Annotated in this window: 17 protein-coding genes; all 17 read left to right on the top strand. The window is 72.1% G+C overall.

The genetic code is table 11. The features are described from left to right. The first annotated feature begins 9 nt into the window (after positions 1-9). The 17 genes from ACPPVS_RS10025 to ACPPVS_RS09945 all read left to right on the top strand — a co-directional run bounded on the left by ACPPVS_RS10025 (position 10) and on the right by ACPPVS_RS09945 (position 22958). Positions 10-1011, top strand: a complete 1002-nt coding sequence (locus tag ACPPVS_RS10025) for a sugar-binding transcriptional regulator (RefSeq protein ID WP_426592126.1) — start codon at positions 10-12, stop codon at positions 1009-1011. A gap of 94 nt (positions 1012-1105) precedes the next feature. Next, complete coding sequence (locus tag ACPPVS_RS10020) at positions 1106-2095, top strand: LacI family DNA-binding transcriptional regulator (RefSeq protein WP_426592125.1); 990 nt, start codon at positions 1106-1108, stop codon at positions 2093-2095. A gap of 258 nt (positions 2096-2353) precedes the next feature. Further along, positions 2354-3892, top strand: a complete 1539-nt coding sequence (locus tag ACPPVS_RS10015) for an ABC transporter substrate-binding protein (protein WP_426592124.1) — start codon at positions 2354-2356, stop codon at positions 3890-3892. A gap of 100 nt (positions 3893-3992) precedes the next feature. Next, positions 3993-4934: an ABC transporter permease gene (locus ACPPVS_RS10010; RefSeq protein ID WP_426592123.1), complete on the top strand. Its 942-nt coding sequence runs from the start codon at positions 3993-3995 to the stop codon at positions 4932-4934. Further along, positions 4931-6790, top strand: coding sequence for a dipeptide/oligopeptide/nickel ABC transporter permease/ATP-binding protein (locus tag ACPPVS_RS10005; protein ID WP_426592122.1), 1860 nt, complete (start codon positions 4931-4933; stop codon positions 6788-6790). The genes ACPPVS_RS10010 and ACPPVS_RS10005 overlap by 4 nt, the downstream gene beginning before the upstream one ends. Beyond that, the gene (locus ACPPVS_RS10000; protein WP_426592121.1) at positions 6787-7728 is read left to right on the top strand and encodes an ATP-binding cassette domain-containing protein; all 942 of its coding nucleotides are present in this window, start codon (positions 6787-6789) and stop codon (positions 7726-7728) included. The genes ACPPVS_RS10005 and ACPPVS_RS10000 overlap by 4 nt, the downstream gene beginning before the upstream one ends. 33 nt (positions 7729-7761) lie before the next feature. After that, positions 7762-9261, top strand: coding sequence for a family 43 glycosylhydrolase (locus ACPPVS_RS09995; protein ID WP_426592120.1), 1500 nt, complete (start codon positions 7762-7764; stop codon positions 9259-9261). Further along, positions 9254-11353, top strand: a complete 2100-nt coding sequence (locus ACPPVS_RS09990) for a beta-galactosidase (RefSeq protein ID WP_426592119.1) — start codon at positions 9254-9256, stop codon at positions 11351-11353. The genes ACPPVS_RS09995 and ACPPVS_RS09990 overlap by 8 nt, the downstream gene beginning before the upstream one ends. 33 nt (positions 11354-11386) lie before the next feature. Continuing rightward, on the top strand, positions 11387-13900 hold the full coding sequence (locus ACPPVS_RS09985) for a beta-glucosidase (protein WP_426592118.1): 2514 nt from the start codon (positions 11387-11389) through the stop codon (positions 13898-13900). Then, positions 13882-14835 carry a nucleoside hydrolase gene (locus ACPPVS_RS09980; RefSeq protein WP_426592117.1) on the top strand — a complete coding sequence of 318 codons (954 nt, stop codon included), beginning with the start codon at positions 13882-13884 and terminating at the stop codon, positions 14833-14835. The genes ACPPVS_RS09985 and ACPPVS_RS09980 overlap by 19 nt, the downstream gene beginning before the upstream one ends. Continuing rightward, positions 14832-17669 (top strand): family 78 glycoside hydrolase catalytic domain, encoded by a 2838-nt coding sequence (locus ACPPVS_RS09975; RefSeq protein WP_426592116.1) that lies wholly within the window; start codon positions 14832-14834, stop codon positions 17667-17669. Before ACPPVS_RS09980 ends, ACPPVS_RS09975 begins: the two co-directional genes overlap by 4 nt. After that, positions 17666-19153, top strand: a complete 1488-nt coding sequence (locus ACPPVS_RS09970; RefSeq protein WP_426592115.1) for an FGGY family carbohydrate kinase — start codon at positions 17666-17668, stop codon at positions 19151-19153. The genes ACPPVS_RS09975 and ACPPVS_RS09970 overlap by 4 nt, the downstream gene beginning before the upstream one ends. A gap of 47 nt (positions 19154-19200) precedes the next feature. Next, on the top strand, positions 19201-19689 hold the full coding sequence (locus ACPPVS_RS09965; protein ID WP_426592114.1) for a histidine kinase: 489 nt from the start codon (positions 19201-19203) through the stop codon (positions 19687-19689). Positions 19690-19769: 80 nt separating this feature from the next. Beyond that, positions 19770-20615, top strand: coding sequence for a DUF4097 family beta strand repeat-containing protein (locus ACPPVS_RS09960; protein ID WP_426592113.1), 846 nt, complete (start codon positions 19770-19772; stop codon positions 20613-20615). 33 nt (positions 20616-20648) lie between these two features. Beyond that, entirely contained in the window at positions 20649-21440 is a 792-nt protein-coding gene (locus ACPPVS_RS09955; RefSeq protein WP_426592112.1) for an ABC transporter ATP-binding protein, read from the top strand. Next, positions 21437-22201 carry an ABC transporter permease gene (locus ACPPVS_RS09950; RefSeq protein ID WP_426592111.1) on the top strand — a complete coding sequence of 255 codons (765 nt, stop codon included), beginning with the start codon at positions 21437-21439 and terminating at the stop codon, positions 22199-22201. Before ACPPVS_RS09955 ends, ACPPVS_RS09950 begins: the two co-directional genes overlap by 4 nt. A gap of 163 nt (positions 22202-22364) precedes the next feature. Continuing rightward, on the top strand, positions 22365-22958 hold the full coding sequence (locus tag ACPPVS_RS09945; protein WP_426592110.1) for a dihydrofolate reductase family protein: 594 nt from the start codon (positions 22365-22367) through the stop codon (positions 22956-22958). The last annotated feature ends 130 nt before the right edge of the window (positions 22959-23088 follow it).

The following is a 23088-nucleotide window of genomic DNA, read 5'->3' as shown; positions in this document are numbered from 1 at the left end:
GTCGTGCCCGTGAATGACCAGTCACCCATGACCGAACAGGCGGAGCCGTGGACGCGGCGGCTCGGACCCAGCGACGAGCAGGTCCGGCTGATGGCGAAGGTCGCCCGGATGTACCACGAGCGTGGCATGCGGCAGGCCGAGATCGCCGCGGAGCTGCACGTGTCGCAGCCCCGGGTGTCCCGGCTGCTCAAGCGCGCGGTCGAGGTCGGCGTGGTGCGGACGACGGTGAGCGTGCCGGCGGGCGTGCACACCGACCTCGAGGACGAGCTCGAGGCCGCGTACGGCCTGGCCGAGGCCGTCGTCGTCGATGCGGGTGACGACGACCCGCAGCGCGCGCTGGGCAGCGCGGCCGCGGTGTACCTCGAGACGACCCTGATCGGCGGCGACGACCTCGGCATCTCGTCGTGGAGCGCGTCGCTGATCGCGGCCGTCGACGCCATGCGGCCCTCGAGCAGCCCGGTGGTGTCCGACGTCGTCCAGCTCGTCGGCGGCGTCGGCGACCCGAGGGTCCAGCTGGACGCGACCCGGCTGCTGACGACGTTGGCCCGGGCCACGGGAGCCGCACCGATCTTCCTTCCGGCACCAGGTCTGCTGAGCAGCCCGAGCGCCCGAGAGTCCCTGATGGCCGACCCGGCGGTGCTGCAGGTCACCTCGCGGTGGCTCGACCTGACGATCGCGCTCGTCGGGATCGGCGCCCTCGAGCCCTCGCCGCTGCTGCTGCGCAGCGGGAACAGCATCGCGGAGGCCGAGCAGGACAAGCTCCGGGCCGCCGGGGCCGTGGGGGACGTCTGCCTGCGGTTCTTCGACGAGGACGGCCGCCCGGTCGTGACCGACCTCGACGACCGGGTCATCGGCATCTCGCCCGACGCCCTGCGTGCCATCCCGCGGCGCATCGCCGTCGCCGGGGGGGTGCGCAAGGTCGCGGCGATCCGGGGTGCGCTGCGCGGCGGGTGGGTCAGTGTGCTGATCACCGACGTCCGGACGGCGCGGGCTCTCGTGGCGGCCGCCTGACGCCGGGTCTGTCGAGAAGACCGCCCCGAGGCTTGTACGACGACCGTCGGTTAGTTAGTGTGACGATTCACCAAACACACACCGAGAGGTCGCGATGGCCAGGGGAGTCACGGCGAAGGACGTCGCTCGCGAGGCGGGCGTGTCGCAGGCGACCGTCAGCTACGTGATCAACAACCACCCTGGCCAGAAGATCTCGGCGCCCACCCGCGAGCGCGTGAAGGCCGCGATCGAGCGGCTCGGGTACACCCCGTCGGAGTCCGCCCGGGCGCTCCGGACCGGCAGCACGAACGTCGTCCTGCTGGTGCTCCCCGACATCCCGTTCGGTCCCAGCCTCGGGTTCCTCAGCGAGCACATCGCCGACGAGCTCGAGCAGTTCGGCCTGACCACCATCACGCGCCGGGTGCGCGAGTCGAGCCCGCTCGCCTCGTTGTGGCGGGCGCTGAACCCCGTGGCCGTCGTGAGCATCGCCGCGATCTCGCTCGACGACGAGGCGGAGATGCTCGAGTCGGGGATCGCCGTGGTGAGCACGCTGCTGTCCCCGGCGTCGGGGCGGCAGGGCATCAGCGTCCCGCAGACGCTCATCGGCCGGCTGCAGGTGGAGCACCTCGCCTACGCGGGGCACCGCCGGATCGGGTACGCCGCGCCTGACGACGAGCGCGTGGCCGACTTCTACCGGCTGCGCCTCGACGGTGTGCGCACGGCCTGCCTCGAGCTCGGTCTCGACCAGCCGGACCTCGTGCCCGTCGCGCTGGACGCCGACAGCGGCACGGCGGCGGTCGCGCACTGGCGGTCGCTGCCTGACCCGGTGACGGCCGTGGCCGCGTACAACGACGAGACGGCGTTCGCCGTCCTGGCCGGGATGAACCGGCTGGGCCTCGTGGCGCCGCGCGACCTTGCGGTGATCGGCGTCGACAACATCCCGCTGGCCGCTCTGGCGAGCCCGCCGCTGACCACCGTCGACCAGAACCTGGAGATGGTCGCGGCCTTCGTCGCCCGCCAGATCGCGAGCGTCACGCACGGGGTCCCGGCACCACAACCGCTGCGCTCGGACGCCGTCTCGCTGGTGCTGCGCGAGTCTGCCTAGGTCCGCCTGCGCGTGACCCCGGGCCGCTGATCGCAGCCTGACCGCTTCGTCGCGCCCTCGCCCGGCGACGCGCTGACCTGGTCGTTCACCGATTCGGGCGCCGCCTGCGCAGTGACGGCGGACCTGCGCGACGCCCGCCGAAAGCCGGTCATCGGAAGTTTGTCCGGTTCCCTCTTGCGCCCCGTTCGTCGGCGTCGTATCGTACTTAATCGTATTACCTAGACGTATCAGTAACCCGAGATCGCTCGAAGGAGAGTCATGCGTAAACGTCTGCTGGCCGCCGGTTCCGTCGCACTTGCGCTTGCTCTCGCGGCGTGTTCGGGGGGAGGGAGCGGATCGGGGAGCACCTCGGGCTCGGGTGCGTCCGGAGGGACCCTCACCCTCGCGCCCGTCGTCGTCGCCCAGCCCTGGGACCTCAAGGATGCGGGCCTCGGCAACAACACGATCTACTACCAGCCGGTCTACGACCAGCTGTTCCGGCTCGACCCGAAGGCCGACCCGGGACCCAACCTGGCGACGAAGTGGTCGTACGACGACACGCTGACCAAGCTCACGGTGACGCTGCGTAGCGACGTGAAGTTCACGGACGGTGAGACGTTCGACGCCACGGCCGTCCAGGCCAACCTCATGAACACCAAGAGCGGGACGAACGAGGCGGCCAACCAGCTCAAGTCGGTGCAGAGCGTCGACGTGGTCGACCCCACCACGGCCGTGATCAACCTCAGTGCGCCGGACCCCTCCCTGGTCCCGAACCTCGGGTCGACCGCAGGCATGATGGCCTGCCCCAAGGCGATCGGCACGGCCGAGCTGCAGACCACGCCGTGCGGCTCCGGCCCGTACGTGATGGACAAGGCGAACACCACCACGGACGCCAAGTACACGTTCACTCGGAACCCGACCTACTGGAACACCAAGGCGTTCCCGTTCGACAAGGTCGTGCTCACGCCGCTGACCGACTCCTCCGCGGTCCTGAACGCGCTGCAGGCCGGCCAGGTCGACGGAGCGTTGATCACCGACACGAAGAACGTCGCCACCGTCAAGGGCGCCGGCCTCAACACCGTCGAGTACCAGCCCGGCTCCATCATGGGCTTCTACATCTGGGACCGCGCCGGCACCATCCAGCCCGCGCTCAAGGACGTCCGGGTGCGCCAGGCGATCAACTACGCGTTCGACCGCCAGAAGATCATCGACAGCGCGCTCGCGGGCCAGGGCAAGCCGCAGGCACAGCTGTTCAACGCTCAGACCGTCGCGTACGACCCGGCGCTCGACACCAAGTACGCCTACAACCCGACGAAGGCCAAGCAGCTGCTCGCCGACGCCGGCTACGCGAACGGCTTCGAGCTCACGATGCCCGACCTCACGGCGTTCAACGCCGGCGGCCAGGCCGCGATCGTCGAGGAGCTCGGGGCGATCGGCATCAAGGTGAAGCTCGACAACGCGCCGCTCGACACGGTCATCAACGACATGCTCGCCGGCAAGTGGGCCACGGGCTTCTTCCAGCTCGACTCGTTCCGCCCCTGGGACACGATCCAGATCGAGCTCACCAAGGACGCGCTCTGGAACCCGTTCCACTACGAGGACCCGAAGGTCACCGACCTGATCAACCAGGCGCAGGTGGCCACCGGCACGGCACAGGACGACCTGTACAAGCAGATCAACACCTACGTGACCGACCAGGCCTGGGACGCACCGTGGACCGCCGCAGTGAGCACCTACGCCTACGACAAGAAGGTCAAGGTCGTGGCGCAGAACTTCGCCGCCACGCCGTCGCTGTACAACTTCACGCCGGCCGGCTGACGAACCGGCGTCCGTGGGTGGGCCGCACGCCCGGCCCACCCACGGATCGCCCACCACGAACGCATCCCAGCCCTCACGTCAACGCCGTCAAGGGGACGCCATGCTGATGTTCATCCTTCGCCGCCTGCTCGCCGGGATCGTTCTCATCCTGGTCTCCGCGTCGGCCATCTTCGGGCTCATGAGCCTGTCGAACGACACCGTGGCCCGCTCCATCGCCGGCCAGACCGCCAGCCCGGAGCAGGTCGCCCAGAAGGCGACCGAGCTGGGTCTCGACCAGCCGTTCCTCACGCGGTACGTCGACTGGCTCTCCGGGCTCGTGCACGGTGACCTCGGGTCGTCCTGGTACAACGGTCAGCCGGTCACGACGATCATCTCGACCAAGCTGCCGGTGACGCTGTCCATCCTGGTCGTCGGTCTGCTGCTGGCCGCCGTGCTCTCCGTCCTGATCGGCGTTGCCGCCGCCGTCCGGGGTGGCTGGCTCGACCGTGCGGTCCAAGGTCTGGCGATCCTCGGGTTTGCCATCCCGGCGTTCCTCATCGCCCTCCTGCTGTCGGTGGTGTTCGCCGTGCACTGGAAGATCTTCCCGGCTGTCGGGTACACCCCCTTCGCCCAGTCGCCCAGCGGTTGGCTCCTGTCGATCACCCTGCCGGCGATCGCGCTGGCGATCGGTGCGATGGCTGCCACCGCCCAGCAGGTCCGCGGCTCCATGGTCGACGTGCTCGGGGCGGACTTCGTGCGCACCCTGCGCAGCCGCGGCCTGTCGGAGCGCAGCCTGCTGTTCCGCCACGCGCTGCGCAACGCCATCCCGCCGGGGCTGACCGTCCTCGCGCTGCAGTCCATCGGACTCGTCGGCGGTGCGGTGATCGTCGAGAAGGTGTTCGGCCTCTACGGGATCGGCACGGCCATCACCTCGGCATCCACCCAGCGCGACCAGCCCGTCGTCCTCGGCATCACCGTCGTCATGGTGATCATCGTGGTGGTCGTCAACCTCGTCCTCGACCTGGCCTACGGCCTGCTCAACCCGAAGGTGCGTGTGGCATGACCATCCCCGATCTCCTCTCGACCCCGGCCACCGCGCCGGAGCCCCTGCCGAAGCGGGCCGGCCGGGTCAAGCGACTCCTGTCCGACCCCATGGCCGTGGCCGCGATCGTGGTGCTCGTGATCATCGTCGTCGCGAGCTTCGCCGCCCCGCTGCTCACCAGCGCCGACCCGAACGCGCCGTCCCTGGAGAACACCCTCGGCCCGCGCGCTCCCGGCCATCCGCTCGGCTTCGACGGGGTCGGTCGCGACATCTGGGCACGGCTCCTCTACGGCGGGCAGGTGAGCCTGATCGGCGCCGTCATCGCCGTCGTCGTCGCGCTGCTGCTCGGCGTACCGACCGGCCTGATCGGCGGGTACTTCAAGAACTGGTTCGACGGCATCTCGGGCTGGATCGCGAACTTCCTCATGACCCTGCCCGCGATCGTCATCCTCATCGTCGTGGGGCAGTCCATCGGGCAGAGCGTGAACACCGCGATGGTCGTGTTCGGCGTGCTCATGGCGCCGGGGGTGTTCCGGCTCGTGCGCGGCTCGGTCATCGCGGTCCGCGAGGAGCTGTACGTGGACGCGGCCCGGGTCTCGGGTCTGGGGTCGTCGCGGATCATGCGGCGCCACATCCTGCCGGTCGTCATCAGGCCGACGATCATCCTGTCCGCGCAGATGCTCGGCATCGCCATCCTCATCCAGGCCGGTCTGCAGTACCTGGGGATCCTGTCGCCGGCGCAGGCCTCCTGGGGCGGGATGCTCGCCGACGCGCAGGCCAACATCTACATCGCCCCGCGCCTCCTGATCTGGCCCGGTCTGGCGATCGTGCTGACCGTCGGGGCGTTCGCCGTGCTCGGCACCGCGCTGCGTGACGTGCTGGGCGCCCAGGCGGTCAAGCAGTCGCGGTCCGCCCGTCGCGCGGCCAGGGCCGCGTCCAAGCTGGCCGCCGCGAACCGGGTCGCCGGGTCGACGATCGAGGCCACCCACGCGGGTGTCGTCCCCGTCGTCACCGATCCCGACGTCCTGCTCGAGGTGGACGACCTGCGCGTCGCCTACCCGAGGCTCGACGGCGAGTCGGTGGTCGTCAACGGGATCTCGCTCGTGGTCCGCCGGGGCGAGGTCCTCGGACTGGTCGGTGAGTCCGGGTCCGGCAAGTCGCAGACCGCGTTCTCGATCCTGGGCCTGCTCCCTCCCGAGGCGAAGGTCTCCGCGGAGAACATCACCTTCGGCGGCCAGGAGCTCGCCGGGATGAGCCGGTCGGCGATGAACCAGCTTCGCGGTTCGCGGATCGCCTACGTGCCGCAGGAGCCGATGTCCAACCTCGACCCGTCCTTCAAGATCGGGTACCAGCTGACCGAGCCGATCCGCCAGCACCTGGGCCTGAGCAAGAAGGCCGCCAAGGCCAAGGCGATCGCCCTGCTGGCCCGCGTGGGCATCGCCGACCCGGAGCGCACGTTCAAGGCCTACCCGCACGAGATCTCCGGGGGCATGGCGCAGCGCGTCCTGATCGCCGGGGCGGTCTCCTGCGACCCGGAGCTGCTCATCGCCGACGAACCCACGACCGCCCTGGACGTCACGGTCCAGGCCGAGGTGCTCGACCTCATGCGCTCCCTGCAGGAGGAACGGCAGATGGGGATGATCCTCGTGACGCACAACTTCGGCGTCGTCGCCGACATCTGCGACCGGATCGCGGTCATGCAGACCGGCGAGATCGTGGAGACGGCCCCCGCGCGCGAGCTGTTCGCGAACCCGCAGCACCCCTACACGCGGATGCTCCTCGACTCCACGCTCGAGGACTCCGTCCCGCGGCCGCAGCTCGTGACCGCCGGCTCTGGCACATCCACCGCACCGACGACCCGGGGGGAGGGCGCATGAGCGCCACGGCAGCACCCACGAACATCACCCAGCGCACCGCGCCGGTCGACGAGCCGCTGCTCGTCGCGGAGAACGTCGTCGTCGAGTACCCGATGAAGGGGTGGCGCAAGCCCCCGTTCAAGGCGCTCAAGGGCGTGTCCGTCTCGATACGCGAGGGCGAGACCGTCGGCCTGGTCGGCGAGTCCGGCTCGGGCAAGACGACCCTGGGCCGCGCGATCCTCGGCCTGGCCCCGGTGACCGGCGGTGAGGTCCGGTACCGCGGACGCCGGATCGACCACCTCAGCGCCAAGGAGCGTCGCGGTCTGAGCGAGGAGATCCAGGTCGTCTTCCAGGACCCGTACACCTCGCTCAACCCCGCGATGACGGTCAACGACATCCTCACGGAGCCGCTGCTCGTCGCCGGGACCGACCGCAAGACCGCCACCAAGCGGGTGCGCGACCTGCTCGACAGCGTCCACCTGCCCAAGGACGCCGGCGAGCGGCTGCCGCGGGAGTTCTCCGGCGGGCAGCGGCAGCGGATCGCGATCGCGCGGGCCCTGAGCCGCGGACCCAAGCTCATCGTGTGCGACGAGCCGGTCAGCGCGCTGGACCTGTCCAACCAGGCCCGGGTGCTCGACCTGTTCATCGAGATCCAGGAACGCACCGGCGTCGCCTACCTGTTCATCACGCACGACCTGTCCGTCGTGCGTCACATCAGCCACCGGGTCGCCGTGATGTACCGCGGCGAGATCGTCGAGTCCGGCGACGCCGCCTCGGTCACCTCCGCACCCGAGCACCCGTACAGCCAGCGTCTCCTGCTGGCGGCACCGGTGCCCGACCCGGTGCGCCAGCAGAAGCGCCGCGCCGACCGTCTGCGTCTCGCGGCCCAGCAGGCCGAGCAGGACGAGCAGGCGGGTGCCGGTACGGGGGCGACCGAGGCCCTGCCGAAGTCCGCCTGATCGCCCGACCGACCTACCCAGAGGGGTTCCATCGTGCTGCTCAACCCGGCCGTCTCCGGCTTCCACCCCGACCCGAGCGTCGTCCGGGTGGGCGACGACTACTACCTCGCGTGCTCGAGCTTCGAGTACTTCCCGGGCATCCCGCTGTTCCACAGCACCGACGCCGAGCACTGGACGCCGATCGGGCACGTCGTGACCCGGCCCGGCCAGCTCGCGCTCGAGGACGTGCCGACGGGCGGTGGCGCGTGGGCGCCGACGATCCGGTTCCACGACGGGCTCTTCTACCTCACGGTCGCCGACGCCATGGGCCGGGGCGGCCTGATCTTCACGGCGCCCGATCCCGCGGGGTCGTGGAGCGACGGCGTGGTCATGATCGGCGCCGACGGCATCGACCACGACATCGCCTGGGACGACGAGGGGACCTGCTACGTCACGTACTCGGCGCTGCTGCTCACCGGCCCGGAGTTCGGGACGCACCTCGGCATCCAGCAGGTGCGGATGGACCCGAAGACCGGTCAGGCGCTCGAGGAGCCCCGCTCCCTGTGGTCCGGGACCGGCCTGAAGTTCCCGGAGGCGCCGCACCTCTACGAGGTCGACGGCACCTGGTACCTGATGATCGCCGAGGGCGGCACCGAGCGCGGGCACGGGGTCTCGATCGCCCGCGGACCGTCGCCCGAGGGTCCGTTCGAGGGTGCGCCCGTCAACCCGGTCTACTCGCACCGGTCCACCAGCCACCCGGTGCAGAACGCCGGCCACGGCGACCTCGTGCGCACCGACGACGGCTGGCAGATGGTCCTGCTGGGCACCCGCCCGGGCGGGATGAGCCAGATGTTCGCCCCGCTCGGTCGTGAGACGTTCACCACCCGCGTGCAGTGGGTGGACGGCTGGCCTGTGGTGGAGCGGCTCGAGCTGACCGCGGACCTGGCGCCCGTCGAGGTGCGGTCGTCCTTCGCCGAGCCCCTCGGTCTCGAGTGGCTGACCATCCGCGACGCCGCCCCGACGTGGGTCGCGCGGGCCGACGGTCGCCTCACGATCTCCGCCGCGAGCGACGCGCCGGCGGTGGCGATGGACGCGCACCGTCCGCACTTCGTCGGCCGCCGGCAGCAGCACCTGGCGAGCCGATGCTCGGTCGTCGTCGACGCGTCCGCCGGGACGGGCGGCCTGTCGGTGCGCTACGACGAGCGGCACCACTACGACATCGAGGTGTCGGCCGGTCTGGTCCGCGCCCGGGTCCGGCTCGACCAGATCGAGCAGACCTGGGAGGCGCCGCTGCCCGACGGTCCGGTCGAGGTGTGGATCGCGACGAGCCCGGTGGTCCCGAGCCCGGGCGCGGACATGCCCGACCTGGTCACCTGCGACCTCGTGCGGCTCGGCTACGGCCGCGGTGCCGACGCGGTCGAGCTGGCCGTCGTCGACGGGCGCTACCTGACCTCCGACGTGACGTCGTCGTTCACCGGCCGGGTGACCGGCATGTACGCCGCCTCCGGTGTCGTGTCGTTCGAGGGCTTCAGGTACGAGGGCAGCGATGCCTGAGGGCCCACGCCTGCCCGACCGGATCCGCGTCGGCGCCGCGTACTACGCCGAGTACCAGCCGTACGAGCGGCTGGACGCGGACCTCGACCTCATGGTTGCGGGCGGCTTCTCGGTGATCCGGGTGGGGGAGTCCGTGTGGTCGACGTGGGAGCCCCGTGAGGGCGAGCTCGACCTCGACTGGCTCCAGCCGGTGCTCGACGGCGCCCACGCGCGGGGCATCGACGTGATCGTCGGCACGCCGACGTACGCGGTCCCGCCGTGGCTGCGCCTGGCCTACCCCGAGACCACGGCCCACGTGGCGACGGGTGCGCCCATGCCGTACGGCGCCCGGCAGGATGTCAACTACGCCCACCCGACGTTCCGCCGGCTCGCCGAGCGGGTGGTCCGCGCGGTCGTCGGCCGCTACGCCGACCACCCGGCGGTCGTGGGCTGGCAGGTGGACAACGAGCCCGGCAACAAGTTCTTCTTCAACCCGGACGTGTTCGAGGGGTTCGTCGCGACGCTGCGGGAGCGTTACGGCACCGTCGACGAGCTCAACCGGCGGTGGGGTCTGACGTACTGGTCGCACCGCATCGCCGACTGGTCCGAGCTGTGGACCCCCGACCTGAACACGACCCCCGCGTACGACCTCGCCTGGCGGCGCTACCAGGCGACGCTCGCCGACGACCTCATCGCCTGGCAGGCCGACGTCGTGCGCAGCCTCGCCCGCCCGGACCAGTACGTGATGACCTGCATCGCCCCGCACCACCGGGCGCAGGACCTCACGACGATCGCGCGGCCGCTCGACGTCGCCGGCGTGAACATCTACTACGCGACGCAGGAGTCCCTGACCCACCCGGGTCCGGACGCGCTCGTCGGCGGGATCGCCGACGACTTCGTGCCGTGGGCGGGCCCGGCGTTCCCGGCCCTGCAGGCCGACCTCGCGCGCGGCACCCGCGACGAGCCGTTCCTGGTCACCGAGACCAACGCGACCTCGATCGGCGGCGCCGGGGACAACCTGCCCTGCTACGACGGGCAGTGGCGTCAGGCCGGCTGGCTCATGGTCGCGCGCGGCGCGCGGATGCTGGAGTACTGGCACTGGGCCACGCAGCACTACGGCGCCGAGTCGTACTGGACCGGCATCCTGGGCCACAGCCTGACGCCGGGGCGGACGTACGCCGAGCTGTCCACGCTCGCGCAGGAGCTCACGACGGCGTCGCCCCAGCTGGCGGACCTGCGTGCGCACAGCGACGTCGGGTTGCTCCTGAGCCCGCAGAGCCGCTGGGCACTGGAGTTCCAGGGGCCGCTCGCCGTCACGCCCCACACGTGGTTCGGCGACCCGACGTCCTACGAGCAGATCCTCGCCGCCTACTACCGCGGCCTGTTCGACGCCGGTCTCGCGGTCGACGTGGTGGGGCCGGACCAGCTTCCCGACGACCCCGCTGCGCTCGTCCGGCGGTGGCCCGTCCTCGTGGTGCCCGCGCTGTACATCGCCTCGGACGCGACCCTGGACCTGCTCGTGCGGTACGCCGAGGCGGGCGGTCACCTCGTCCTGACCCCGCGGACCGGATACGCGACGGAGGAGAACGTCATCCGTCCGGTCGTCGCGCCCGGGGTGCTGCGGGCACCTGCGGGCGTGCACTACCTGGAGTTCACCAACCTCCCCGCCGACGTCCCGGTCACGGGGTGGGGCGGGGCCGCGCACGCCTGGGCGGACGGGCTGCTGCCCGACGACGCCGAGGTGCTCGCCGGGTACGACCACCCGCACCTGCGGCAGTTCGCCGCGGTCACCACCCGCGACCACGGTGCCGGTCGCGTGACGACCGTCGGAACCGTGCCCGACCGCACGCTCGCGGCCACCCTGGCCACCTGGCTGGCACGGACCTCGCTGCCCGCAGACCCCTGGCGGGACGCGCGGCCGGCGAGCGTGACGGTGCACACCCTCGACGGGGCCCGGCTCATCCGGGTCGTGCACAACTGGTCGTGGGACGCCGTCTCCTACGTGCTCCCGGCCGCCGTCGAGGACGTCCTGAGCGGCGCCGGCCTGGCCGCGGGGGATGCCCTGACGCTCGGCCCGTGGGACGTCCGCGTGCTGCACGAGCCCACCACCTGACCGACGACGACGACGAACCCACCGGAGAACCTCATGACCGAGAAGACCGTCAGCCCCGCCCACGCCCCCGCCTCCGTCCCCGCCGTCGACGAGGGCGACCTGGCCCGTCGGCTCGCCGCGCTCACCCTGGAGCAGAAGGTCACGCTGATGACCGGCGCCGACTTCTGGTCGCTGCACGCCGAGCCGGCCGCGGGACTGCGCCGCCTCGTCGTCTCGGACGGCCCGGCGGGCATCCGCGGCGAGTTCTGGGACGAGCGCGACACGTCCGCCAACGTCCCCTCGCCCACCGCGCTCGCCGCGACGTGGGACCCCGACCGCGTCGAGGCGCTCGGGCTTCTGCTGGCCGCCGAGGCCCGGCGCAAGGGAGTCGACGTGCAGCTGGCCCCGACCGTCAACCTGCACCGCACGCCCTACGGCGGCCGACACTTCGAGAACTTCTCCGAGGACCCGTTCCTCACCGCCCGGATCGGCGTCGCCTACGTGCGCGGGGTGCAGGCCGGCGGCGTCGGCGCGACGGTCAAGCACTTCGTCGCCAACGACACCGAGACCGACCGGATGTCGGTCGACGCCCTGGTGGACGAGCGGACCCTGCGCGAGCTGTACCTGGCGCCCTTCGAGGCGATCGTCCGCGAGGGCGGCGTCTGGGCCGTCATGGCCGCGTACAACCAGGTGAACGGGACCACGGCCACCGAGAGCTCGCTGCTGCGCGACGTCCTGCAGGACGAGTGGGGGTTCGACGGCGTGACGATGTCGGACTGGTTCGCCACGCGATCGACCGTGGCCGCGGCCACGGGAGGCCTGGACCTGGCGATGCCCGGGCCGGTCGGGCCGTGGGGCGCCGCACTGGTCGACGCGGTGCGCACCGGCGACGTGGACGAGGCGCGGATCGACGACCACGTGCTGCGCATCCTGCGCCTCGCCGCCCGCGTCGGCGCACTCGACGGGATCGAGGCGGTCGCACAGGCCCCGACGTTCACGGAGCCCGCGGTCGCGGCACAGCTCCGGGCCGACGCGGCGGCCGGTTTCGTCCTGGCCCGCAACGACGGCGTGCTGCCGCTCGCGCCTCGCACGCTGGCGCGGGTCGCGGTCCTCGGACCCAACGCCGAGGTCGGCCGCACGCTGGGCGGCGGGAGCGCGACGGTCTACCCGCCGTACACCGTGTCCCCGCTGGACGGCATCCGCGCGGCGCTCGGTGCGGACGTCGACGTCACCTTCGGCGAGGGCGTCCGCGCGCACGCGCGGACCTCGCCGGCCCGGGACGCCTTCACCAGCCGACCCGACGGCACCCCAGGCGTCGAGATCCGGTACGTCTCGGCCGACGGCACGGCGCTGCTCACCGAACCCCGCACCGGCGGGACGTTCAACTGGCTCGCCGGCGTCCCCGCCGCCGCCTCGGGCGCCGTGGCGGTCGAGGTCGCCACCTGCGTCACGGCGACCACCGCCGGTGCCTGGGAGATCGGCGGTTCCGGCCTGGGTCGGTTCCGGCTGACGCTCGACGGCTCACGCGTGATCGACACCGAGCTGGTGCTCCCGCCGGGTGCAGACCTCGTCGAGGGCATGATGACGCCGCCGCAGGGGCTGCACCGCGTCGTGCTGGCCGCCGGCGAGTCGGTCGACGTCGTGCTCCGGCACGAGCTCGCGGGCGCCGCGACCTCGCCGGAGGGTCTGTCGCTCGGCCCGATGATCCAGCTCAACGTCGAACCCCCGCACGCGGACGACGACGCGGCGATCGAGCTGGCCGTCGCGCAGGCTGCCGCCGCCGACGTCGCCGTGGTGGTCGTCGGCACCAACGAGGAGGTCGAGTCCGAGGGCTACGACCGCGACACGTTGGCGTTGCCGGGTCGGCAGGACGAGCTCGTCTCCCGGGTGTCCGCGGCCAACCCCCGCACGGTCGTCGTCGTCAACGCCGGCGCACCGGTGCTCATGCCCTGGGCCGACGAGGTCGCCGCCGTGCTGATCGCGTGGTTCCCCGGGCAGGAGTTCGGGGACGCGCTGGCCGACGTGCTGCTCGGGGTCGTCGAGCCCGGGGGCCGCCTGCCCACCACGTGGCCGCGGGACGAGTCGGAGCTCCCGTCGGGCACTCCCGTCGACGGCGTGGTCCGGTACGACGAGGGGCTCCTCGTCGGCTACCGCAACTCGGCCCGCACGGCCCGCTACGCGTTCGGGCACGGCCTGGGCTACACGTCCTGGGAGTTCGAGTCCGTCGGGGTGCCCGTGACCCCGACCGGCGACGGACCCGGCGAGGTCGACGTGACCCTGCGCAACACGGGCTCCCGCACCGGACGCCAGGTGGTGCAGGTGTACGCGTCCCGGCCGGGCAGCGAGGTCGAGCGCCCGGTGCGCTGGCTCGTGGGCTTCGCCGCCGCGGTCGCGGGCCCGGGCGAGTCCGTCACCGTGGGGATCGGTCTGCCCTGCCGGGCGCTCGCCCACTGGGACGTGGACACGCACGGCTGGACGGTCGAGCCCGGAACCTTCACGCTCGAGGTCGGGCCTTCCAGCGCGGACCTTCCGCTCGTGGAGGAGCTCGTGTGGACGGAGACGAGCTGATGGGCGCGCGACTGCGGGTCATCACGGACAACGACTACTCCGGCGACCCCGACGGCCTGGTCCAGCTCGCCCACCTGCTGCTCTCGCCGTCGGTGGACGTCCGCGCGGTGATCGGCTCGCACCTGCGCGCCGGCGACCCGTTCGACTCGTCGCCGATCACGGCGACGAAGGCCCGGCAGGCCGCGGACGTCGTCGTCGACCTGCTCGGCCTGACGGGTGCCATCACCACGATCGAGGGCTCCAACACGGCTCTCGTCGACCGGAGCACCCCCATCCGCTCCGCGGCGGCCGAGGCGATCGTCGCCGAGGCGATGCGAGAGTCCGACCTCCCGCTCTACGTCACGCTCGGAGCCGGGTTGACCGAGCTGGCCAGCGCGTACCTGCTCGAGCCTCGCATCGCCGAGCGCCTGACGGCCGTCTGGATCGGGGGCCCGGAGCACGACGGACTGGCCGTGGCGCCGCCGCGCCCGGGCGGGCCGGAGGTCTCGGAGTACAACCTGCGGATCGACATCACGGCCGCGCAGGTCGTGTTCGACTCGCCGATCCCGCTGTGGCAGGTGCCCCGCGACGCGTACCGGCAGGCGATGATGAGCTTCGCCGAGCTGGAGACGCGCGTGCGCCCGCACGGTGCGATCGGCGAGCACCTGGTGAGCCGGCTCCAGGACGTCGTCGAGATGGCCGCCGCCCACGGGTTCGACTCGGGCGAGGTCTACATCCTGGGCGACAGCCCGCTGGTGCTGCTCACGGCCCTGCAGTCCTCGTTCGAGCCCGACCCCTCCTCGTCCCGGTACGTCACCGTGCCGGCGCCGGGGATCGACGACGAGGGTCGCTACGTCGCCCGGCAGAGCGGCCGACCGATCCGGGTCTACACGCACCTGGACGTGCGGTTGATGCTCGAGGACCTGGTCGCCAAGCTGGCACGGCACGCCGCATGAGCGTCCGGGTCGTCGGTCTGTGGGTCGGGGACCGCGGACGCCCGGAGTTCCTGGCGACCGGCACCCCGTCGGTGTCGTGGGCGGTCGAGAGCGACGAGCCGGGCTGGGAGCAGACCCGAGCCCGGGTCGAGCTGCGGCTCGACGGCGTGATCACGGGAGCCGAGGTGGCCGGGCCGGTGGCCCAGAGGGTGGCCTGGCCGTTCGCGCCGCTGGGCCCGTACACGAGCGCCGAGGTTCGGGTGCGGCCGTCGGGCGCGCCGGGGTCGTCGACGGGGTGGAGCGCATGGACCGTCGTGCGCACAGGCCCGCTCGACCCGCAGGACTGGCGGGCGCCGTTCATCACCCTCGACCCCGCGACCCACTGGCCCGAGCGGGGGACCGTGCGGTTCCGCACCGAGCTCACGCGCCCGGCGACCGTGGTCAGCGCGGTGCTGTCGGTCACGGCCCACGGCGTCGTCGACGTGACCCTCGCCGGTCGGCGGGTCGGTGACGAGGAGCTCTCCCCGGGCTGGACCGCCTACCGCGACGTCCTGGCCTTCTCGACGTACGACGTCACGCACGAGATCTCCGCCGCGGCGGCCGACCGACCCGTCGTGCTCGGCGCCACGGTGGGCGAGGGCTGGTACGGCGAGCGCTTCGGCTTCGACGGGCACTTCCAGCGCGCCTACCTCGGGCCCGTCGCACTGGCGGCGCAGCTGCGCCTGGTCGACGCCGACGGCGACGTGACCTGGGTGACGACCGGGACCGACTGGACCGTCTCGACGGTGGGTCCGGTGACCTCCGCGAGCATCTACCAGGGCGAGTCCCACGATGCGCGGCTGGCCGACGACGCCCTGGAGACGCCCGGCACGAGCCTGCCGGGAGGCGGGCCGGCCGCGCTGCTCGCGGACGTCCTGGCCGGCGACCCGCGTGCGGAGGAGGCACGGCTCGACCGGCTCGTCCCGGCCTCGTCGCCTCCCGTGCGGGTCACCGAGTCCGTGCCGGTGCGCGACGTCCTGACCACGGCGTCCGGCGCGACCGTGCTCGACTTCGGCCAGAACCTCGTCGGGCGCCTCCGGCTGCGGGTGGACGGCCCGGCGGGCACGACGATCACGCTCCGGCACGCCGAGGTGCTCGAGCACGGTGAGCTCGGAGTCCGTCCGCTACGGTTCGCCAAGGCGACCGACAGCCTGGTCCTGGCCGGCGACGGCCCGCTGGACTGGCACCCCCGGTTCACGTACCACGGCTTCCGGTACGCCGAGGTGACCGGCTGGCCCGGTGACCTGGACCCCGGGGCCGTGGTCGCCGAGGTGCTGCACACGGACCTGGTCCGCACGGGGCACCTGACGACGTCCGACCCGCTGCTCAACCGGTTGCACGAGAACATCGTCTGGGGCCTGCGCGGCAACGCGGTCTCGCTGCCGACGGACTGCCCGCAGCGCGACGAGCGACTGGGCTGGACCGGGGACATCCAGGTCTTCACGCCCACCGCGAGCTTCCTCTACGACGTGTCGGGCTTCCTCGGCTCCTGGCTGCGCGACCTGGCGGTCGAGCAGGATCGCGGGACGTCGGTGCCGGTCGTCGTCCCCGACCCGTTGCCGTACCCGATGCCGCCGGCGGCCGCCTGGGGCGATGCGGCGACGCTCGTGCCCGACGCGCTGTACGACCGGTACGGCGACGCGTCCGTGCTTGCGGCCCAGTACCGGAGCATGGCGGCGTGGGTCGAGGACGTGCGCGCGCTGGCCGGCGACCGCGACCTGTGGACCGGGGGGTTCCAGTTCGGCGACTGGCTGGATCCCGCCGCCCCGCCGGACCGCCCGGCCGCCGCCCGCACCGACGCGGACATCGTGGCGAGCGCCTACTACTTCCGCTCGTGCGTGGCCCTGGCGCGGGCCGCGCGCGTGCTGGGCCGCGCCGCGGACGCCGTGAGGTACACGGCCCTGGCCGACCGGATCCGTACCGCGTTCCTCGCGGAGTTCGTCACGCCGGCGGGCCGGATGATGTCCGACGCCCAGACCGCCTACGGGCTCGCGATCGCCTTCGGCCTGGTCGACGCCGAACGCCTCGGCCCGCTCGGCGACCGCCTCGCGGAGCTCGTCCGCGCGCACGGCTACCGGATCGGGACGGGTTTCGTCGGGACCCCGATCGTCGCCGACGCCCTCACGACCGGCGGGCACGGCGACGTGGCCTTCCGCCTGCTCCTGGAGCGCGAGTGCCCGTCCTGGCTGTACCCGGTGACGATGGGCGCGACCACGATCTGGGAGCGGTGGGACTCGATGCTCCCCGACGGGACGATCAACCCGGGCGAGATGACGTCGTTCAACCACTACGCCCTGGGCGCCGTGGGCGACTTCCTGCACCGCCGGATCGGCGGGATCGCCACCGCGGAGCCGGGGTCGCGGGTGGTCGACGTGGCGCCCGTGCCGGGCGGCGGTCTGACGTCGGCCGAGTGCTCGCTCGACACCGGGTACGGCGTCGTCACGGTCGCCTGGACGCTCGAGGAGGGGACGTTCGCCCTGCACGTGCACGTCCCGGCCGGTATGCGCGCGCGGGTGACCCTGCCGACGGGGGTGTCCACGGACGTCGGGTCGGGGGAGCACGCTCTCACCTGCACCGTGCAGGTCGCGCCGGAACCGGGGCGTCCGGTCTGGGACCTGGACACGCCGATGTCGGCGTTCATGGACGACGACCAGGCGCGCGAGACGCTGCTCGCGGCCTGCGCCGCCGAGTCGTACGGGTTCGCCCACGGCTGGACGTCCGACGGCCGGTGGCGCGCCGACACCACGCTGCGTCAGTCGCTCATGCTCCTGACGCCCGACGCGCTGGCGCGGATCGAGAAGGCGATCGGCTCGTGACCGCGCCGGAGCCGCTCGTGCTGGCCATCGACCTGGGCACGACGAACGCCAAGGCGGTGCTGACCACCCGGACCGGGTCGGTCGTCGCCCGCGGAACGTGCCCGGTCGGCATCTCGTTCCCGGCGCCGCGCTGGGTCGAGCAGGACGCGGCCGAGATCTGGTCGGCCACCCTGACCGCCGTGGCTGCATGCCTGGAGGCGGCCGACGGCCTGGTCCCGGTCGCGCTGGCGGTCTCCAACCAGCGTGAGTCGGTGGTCGCGTGGCACCGACGCACCGGTGTCCCGCTGGGGCCCGTGCTCGGCTGGCAGGACGGCCGGACGGCTGACGCGTGTGCGCGTCTGGTCGCGCAGGGCCACGCCGAGCTGGTGCGCACGCGGACCGGGCTCACGCTCGATGCCATGTACTCGGCACCCAAGATGCGATGGCTGCTCGACGCGGCGGTCGCCCAGGGCGTACCCGCCGCCGACGTGTGCCTGGGCACCGTCGACTCGTGGCTCGTCTGGAACCTCACGGGGGACTTTGCCACCGACGCGGGGAACGCGTCGAGGACCCTGCTCCTCGACCTCGTGGACCTGGACTGGCACCCCGAGCTGCTGGACGTCTTCGGGGTCCCGCGCGGCGCGCTGGCCGAGGTCAGGGCGTCGGACGGCGGCTTCGGGGTGAGCACCGACCTCGGGGTCCTCCCGGCGGGCCTGCCCGTGGCCGCGGTGCTCGCCGACTCGCACTCCGCGCTCTACGCGCACGGGTCCGGGGCGCCGGGCCGCGCCAAGGTCACCTACGGGACCGGTTCGTCGGTCATGGTCCCGTGCGTCGCGCCGGACGGTGCCCCCGACGGGATCGCGACCACGGTCGCGTGGCTCACCGCCGACGGGCCGACGTACGCGCGCGAGGGAAACATCCTGTCCAGCGGGTCCGCCCTCGACTGGATGGCGACGATCATCGGCACGGACCCCGACCGGCCCGGCGGCGCCGTGGTGTCGGGGCTGGCGGACCAGGTGCCGGACGCGGGCGGCGTCAGCCTGGTGCCGGCCTTCGCGGGCCTCGGTGCGCCGTACTGGGACCGCGCAGCGACGGCCGTGCTGACGGGGATGACGGCGGGAACCACGCGCGCGCACCTGGCCCGCGCCGCGCTCGAGTCCGTCGCGCACCAGGTCGTCGACGTCGTCGACGCGGTCGCCACGGACGCCGAGATCATCGAGATCGTCGCCGACGGCGGTGCCACGGCCAGCGCCACGCTGATGCAGATCCAGGCGGACCTGCTCGGCCGGCCGGTCCGCACGGCCGACGTCGCCGAGGCGTCGGCGGTCGGCGTCGCGTTGCTGGCCGGCACGACCCTGCAGGGCCTCCCCGAGTCGCGTGCGAGCGCGCCGTCGGCCGGTGGCCGAACAGTCGTCCCTGCGATCGACGACGTCCAGCGGCGGGCACGACGGACGGCCTGGCGCGACGCGGTCGCGCGGTCCCGATCGACACCGCACACCATCTGACACCACTAACGCTTGACGTGACACCACGATGGTGTCACGATGGTGCTATGGACCTCGACACCTACGTGAGCGACTTGCAGCGGCAGCTGGCGGACGCCGCCGAGAACGGCACGGCGGAGACGCGCGCCGTCGCCGAACGGCTGGCCGGCGGACTTGAGGCCGCGACGCGGCTCGTGCTGCTGGACGTGCTGTCGGCGGCGGTCGGCGAGATCACGCGCGACCTCGCCCCCGGCTCGGTGGACCTTCGGCTGCGCGGCCGTGAGGTCGAGTTCGTCGTGACGCAGTCGAGCACCGAGCCCGACCACGACGACGCGCCCGCGGCACCCGTCGACCTCGACGACGTGAGCACCTCGCGCACCACGCTCCGCCTGCCCGACGCCCTCAAGGTGCGGGTGGACGAGGCCGCCGCGGCGGACGGCCTGTCCGTCAACTCCTGGCTCGTGCGAGCGGTCGCGGCCGCCCTGCAGCCCCGACAACGACGATCCGCGCAGCGCACGCTGCGAACCGGCGACAGCTTCGCCGGTTGGGCGCGCTAACCCCGCCCGACCCACCACTCCACCAGCCACGCAGACCCGCGGGGCCGGACCAGCACACCCGAAATCAAGGAGGCGTCAGCATGCCCACGTTCCACACCCCCACCCCGATCGACCTCGTGATCAACCTGCAGGTCGGTGCCCTCGACATCGTCGCCGGCGACCGGGACGACACCGTCGTGACCGTGTCGCCGACCAACCCGGCCAAGGCGGTCGACCGTCGCGGCGCGGAGGAGACGCGGGTCGACTTCGACGGCCGGCGGGTCTCCGTCACAGGCCCCAAGCCGCGCCTCAGCTGGATCGGCCCGAACGAGTCCGTCGACGTCCGGGTCGAGCTGCCCTCCGGGTCCCGCTTCACGGCCGAGGTCTCGGTCGGCGGTGTCCGCGTCACCGGGCGGCTGGGCGCCACCCGGGTCAAGAGCTCGATGGGCACCGTCGACCTCGACACCACGGGCGACCTGTGGCTGAAGGCCGGGCACGGCAACGTGACGGTCGGCACGGCGCAGGGATCGGCCGAGATCGTGGCCGACCACGGTCAGATCAGGATCGGAACCGTCACCCGTGACGCAGTCCTGAAGGCGTCGCACGGCTCGATTCAGGTCGAGTTGTCCGGCGGCGACCTCGAGGCCAAGCTCTCCTACGGGGACCTCGAGGTCGCCCGGGCGCTCGGCTCCGTCGCCGCCAAGACCGCCTACGGCGCCATCTCGCTGCGAGAGGTGTCCAGCGGCTCGATCCAGGTCGAGAGCGGCTTCGGCCAGATCTCGATCGACGTCCGAGCAGACGTCCCGGCGTGGCTCGACCTCTCCTCGAAGCTCGGACACGTGCGCAACCAGCTCGCCGACAACCGCGCTCCCGACGAGTCCGAGCAGACCGTCGCGGTACGGGCACGCACCCAGTCCGGCGACATCACCATCCAGCGCGCTCGCTGACCCGCGGGCTCCACAGAAAGGAAGACCCAGCTCATGAGCACCACAGCACCCGCGATCCGGGTATCCAGCATGGAGAAGTCGTACAAGGACCTGCACGTCCTGCGCGGCGTGGACTTCGAGGTGGCGGCGGGCAGCATCTTCGCCCTGCTCGGCTCCAACGGCGCCGGCAAGACGACGATCGTGCGGATCCTGTCCACGCTGCTGCGCTCGGACGCCGGCACGGCCACGGTCAACGGCTACGACGTCGCCACGGACCCGCTGCGCGTCCGGGAGTCCATCAGCCTGACCGGGCAGTTCGCCGCGGTCGACGAGATCCTCTCGGGCCGCGAGAACCTGGTGCTCGTCGCCAAGCTGCGGCACCAGGACGACCCCGGCCGGGTGGCGGACGACCTCTTGGCGCAGTTCAACCTGTCGGACGCCGCCACCCGCAAGGTGTCGACGTACTCCGGAGGCATGCGTCGTCGCCTCGACATCGCGATGAGCCTGATCGGGCACCCGACCGTGATCTTCCTCGACGAGCCCACCACCGGGCTCGACCCCGAGGCGCGGCTCGACGTGTGGCAGGTGATCCAGGGCCTCGCGAAGAGCGGCACCACCGTGCTGCTCACCACGCAGTACCTCGACGAGGCCGAGCAGCTCGCGGACCGGATCGCCATCCTGCATCAGGGATGCATCATCGCGAACGGCACGCTCGCCGAGCTCAAGCAGCTCATCCCGCCGGCGAAGGTCGAGTACGTCGAGAAGCAGCCGACGCTCGAGGAGATCTTCCTGGCCCTCGTCGGGAACCAGAACGCCACCACCGAGACCAGTGAGGAACTGTCATGACGACCACACACTTCTTCTCCGACACCACCGATCTCACGGGCCGCTCGATGCGGCACATCACCCGCAGCGTGGACACGATCATCACGACGGCGATCACCCCGATCGCGATCATGCTGCTGTTCGTCTACGTGCTCGGCGGCGCGATCGACACGGGCAGCGACAGCTACGTCACCTACCTGCTGCCGGGGATCCTGCTGATCGCGATCGCGTCCGGCATCGCGTACACCGCGGTCCGGCTGTTCACCGACCTGCAGAGCGGCATCTTCGAGCGGTTCCACTCCATGCCGATCGCACGGTCCTCGGTGCTGTGGGCCCACGTCCTGACGTCACTGGTCTCCAACGGGATCACGGTCGTCATCATCGTGGCGGTGGGCTTCCTCATGGGCTTCCGCACCTCCGCGGGCCCGCTGGCCTGGCTCGCCGTGGCGGGGATCCTGGCCCTGTTCACCCTGGCGCTCACCTGGGTCGCCGTCCTGGCCGGGCTGTCGGCGAAGTCGGTGGACGGTGCCGCCGGGTTCTCCTACCCGCTGATCTTCCTGCCGTTCATCAGCTCCGCGTTCGTCCCTACCGCCACCATGCCCGGTCCGGTGCGTGCGTTCGCCGAGAACCAGCCGGTCACGTCGATCGTCAACTCGATCCACGCGTTGTTCGCGGGGGAGCCGGTCGGCAGCGACATCTGGGTCGCCCTCGCCTGGTGCGTCGGCATCCTCGCCCTGGGCTACCTCGGCGCGATGGCCGTCTACCGGCGCAGGATCCGGTAGGGGCTCCCGCCCCGGATGGCCGTCTCGGCGCACCTGCCGAGGCGGCCGTCGACGTGTCGCCGCCGAACCCGGTCCGCGCCTCCTGTCGCACCGGCGACGTGCCGTTCGACGAGCGGGGGAGGAGGGTGGTCGTCGGGACCGCCGCGACAGGCAGGAGTGTCCGATGAGCAAGGTTGTCGCCATCATGTCCATGTCCCTCGACGGCTATGTGGCCGACCCGGACGGCGGCGTGGCCGAGGTGTTCGACTGGTACACCTCCGGGGACGTCGAGATCCGCACCGGTGGCTCGGACCCCATGACGTTCCGGGTCTTCGAGCCCAGCGCCAGGCACCTGAATGGTCTCGTCTCCGAGCTGGGTGCGATGCTCACCGGTCGTCGCACGTTCGAGGCCGCCGGCGGCTGGGGCGGGAACCACGCCTGGGGACCGGCATTCGTCCTGGCGCACGAGATCCCCGACGGATGGCCGCGGCCCGGCTCGAGCGTCCACTTCGTCACCGACGGCATCGAGAGCGCCGTGCACCAGGCGACCGCCGCCGCCGCCGGGAAGGCGGTGGGCGTCCACGGCGCCGACACCATCCAGCAGTGCCTGAACGCCGGTCTTCTCGACGAGATCGCCGTCGACGTCGCGGCGGTCCTCCTCGGCTCGGGAGTCCGGCTGTTCGAGCATCTCGATGCGACGCCGGCCCGGCTCGGCTCGCCGACCGTGATCCCGGGCGTCGGGGTCACGCACCTGCGCTACCCGGTGCGTCCCACGTAGTCGGCCACGTTCGGACCCGCACGCCGAGGTGGGGGCGGCATACTGGACATCCCCGAGCATCCTGCTCCGGATCGGTCCAGATGCCCCACTCGCGAAAAGGGTCTGTCACCAGCATGTTCGCGAACCGAGT

The sequence above is a fragment of the Cellulomonas sp. McL0617 genome (genome assembly GCF_049994875.1).
Lineage (GTDB): Bacteria > Actinomycetota > Actinomycetes > Actinomycetales > Cellulomonadaceae > Cellulomonas.
Note: the sequence above shows the minus strand (reverse complement) of the source record. Positions and strands in the feature narration are given on the sequence as shown.

Coding starts and splice junctions, on each gene's coding strand:
- ACPPVS_RS10020 (WP_426592125.1), top strand. CDS start 1,106: ATGGCCAGGGGAGTCACGGCGAAGGACGTCGCTCGCGAGGCGGGCGTG.
- ACPPVS_RS10015 (WP_426592124.1), top strand. CDS start 2,354: ATGCGTAAACGTCTGCTGGCCGCCGGTTCCGTCGCACTTGCGCTTGCT.
- ACPPVS_RS10010 (WP_426592123.1), top strand. CDS start 3,993: ATGCTGATGTTCATCCTTCGCCGCCTGCTCGCCGGGATCGTTCTCATC.
- ACPPVS_RS10005 (WP_426592122.1), top strand. CDS start 4,931: ATGACCATCCCCGATCTCCTCTCGACCCCGGCCACCGCGCCGGAGCCC.
- ACPPVS_RS10000 (WP_426592121.1), top strand. CDS start 6,787: ATGAGCGCCACGGCAGCACCCACGAACATCACCCAGCGCACCGCGCCG.
- ACPPVS_RS09990 (WP_426592119.1), top strand. CDS start 9,254: ATGCCTGAGGGCCCACGCCTGCCCGACCGGATCCGCGTCGGCGCCGCG.
- ACPPVS_RS09985 (WP_426592118.1), top strand. CDS start 11,387: ATGACCGAGAAGACCGTCAGCCCCGCCCACGCCCCCGCCTCCGTCCCC.
- ACPPVS_RS09975 (WP_426592116.1), top strand. CDS start 14,832: ATGAGCGTCCGGGTCGTCGGTCTGTGGGTCGGGGACCGCGGACGCCCG.
- ACPPVS_RS09965 (WP_426592114.1), top strand. CDS start 19,201: ATGGACCTCGACACCTACGTGAGCGACTTGCAGCGGCAGCTGGCGGAC.
- ACPPVS_RS09960 (WP_426592113.1), top strand. CDS start 19,770: ATGCCCACGTTCCACACCCCCACCCCGATCGACCTCGTGATCAACCTG.
- ACPPVS_RS09955 (WP_426592112.1), top strand. CDS start 20,649: ATGAGCACCACAGCACCCGCGATCCGGGTATCCAGCATGGAGAAGTCG.
- ACPPVS_RS09950 (WP_426592111.1), top strand. CDS start 21,437: ATGACGACCACACACTTCTTCTCCGACACCACCGATCTCACGGGCCGC.
- ACPPVS_RS09945 (WP_426592110.1), top strand. CDS start 22,365: ATGAGCAAGGTTGTCGCCATCATGTCCATGTCCCTCGACGGCTATGTG.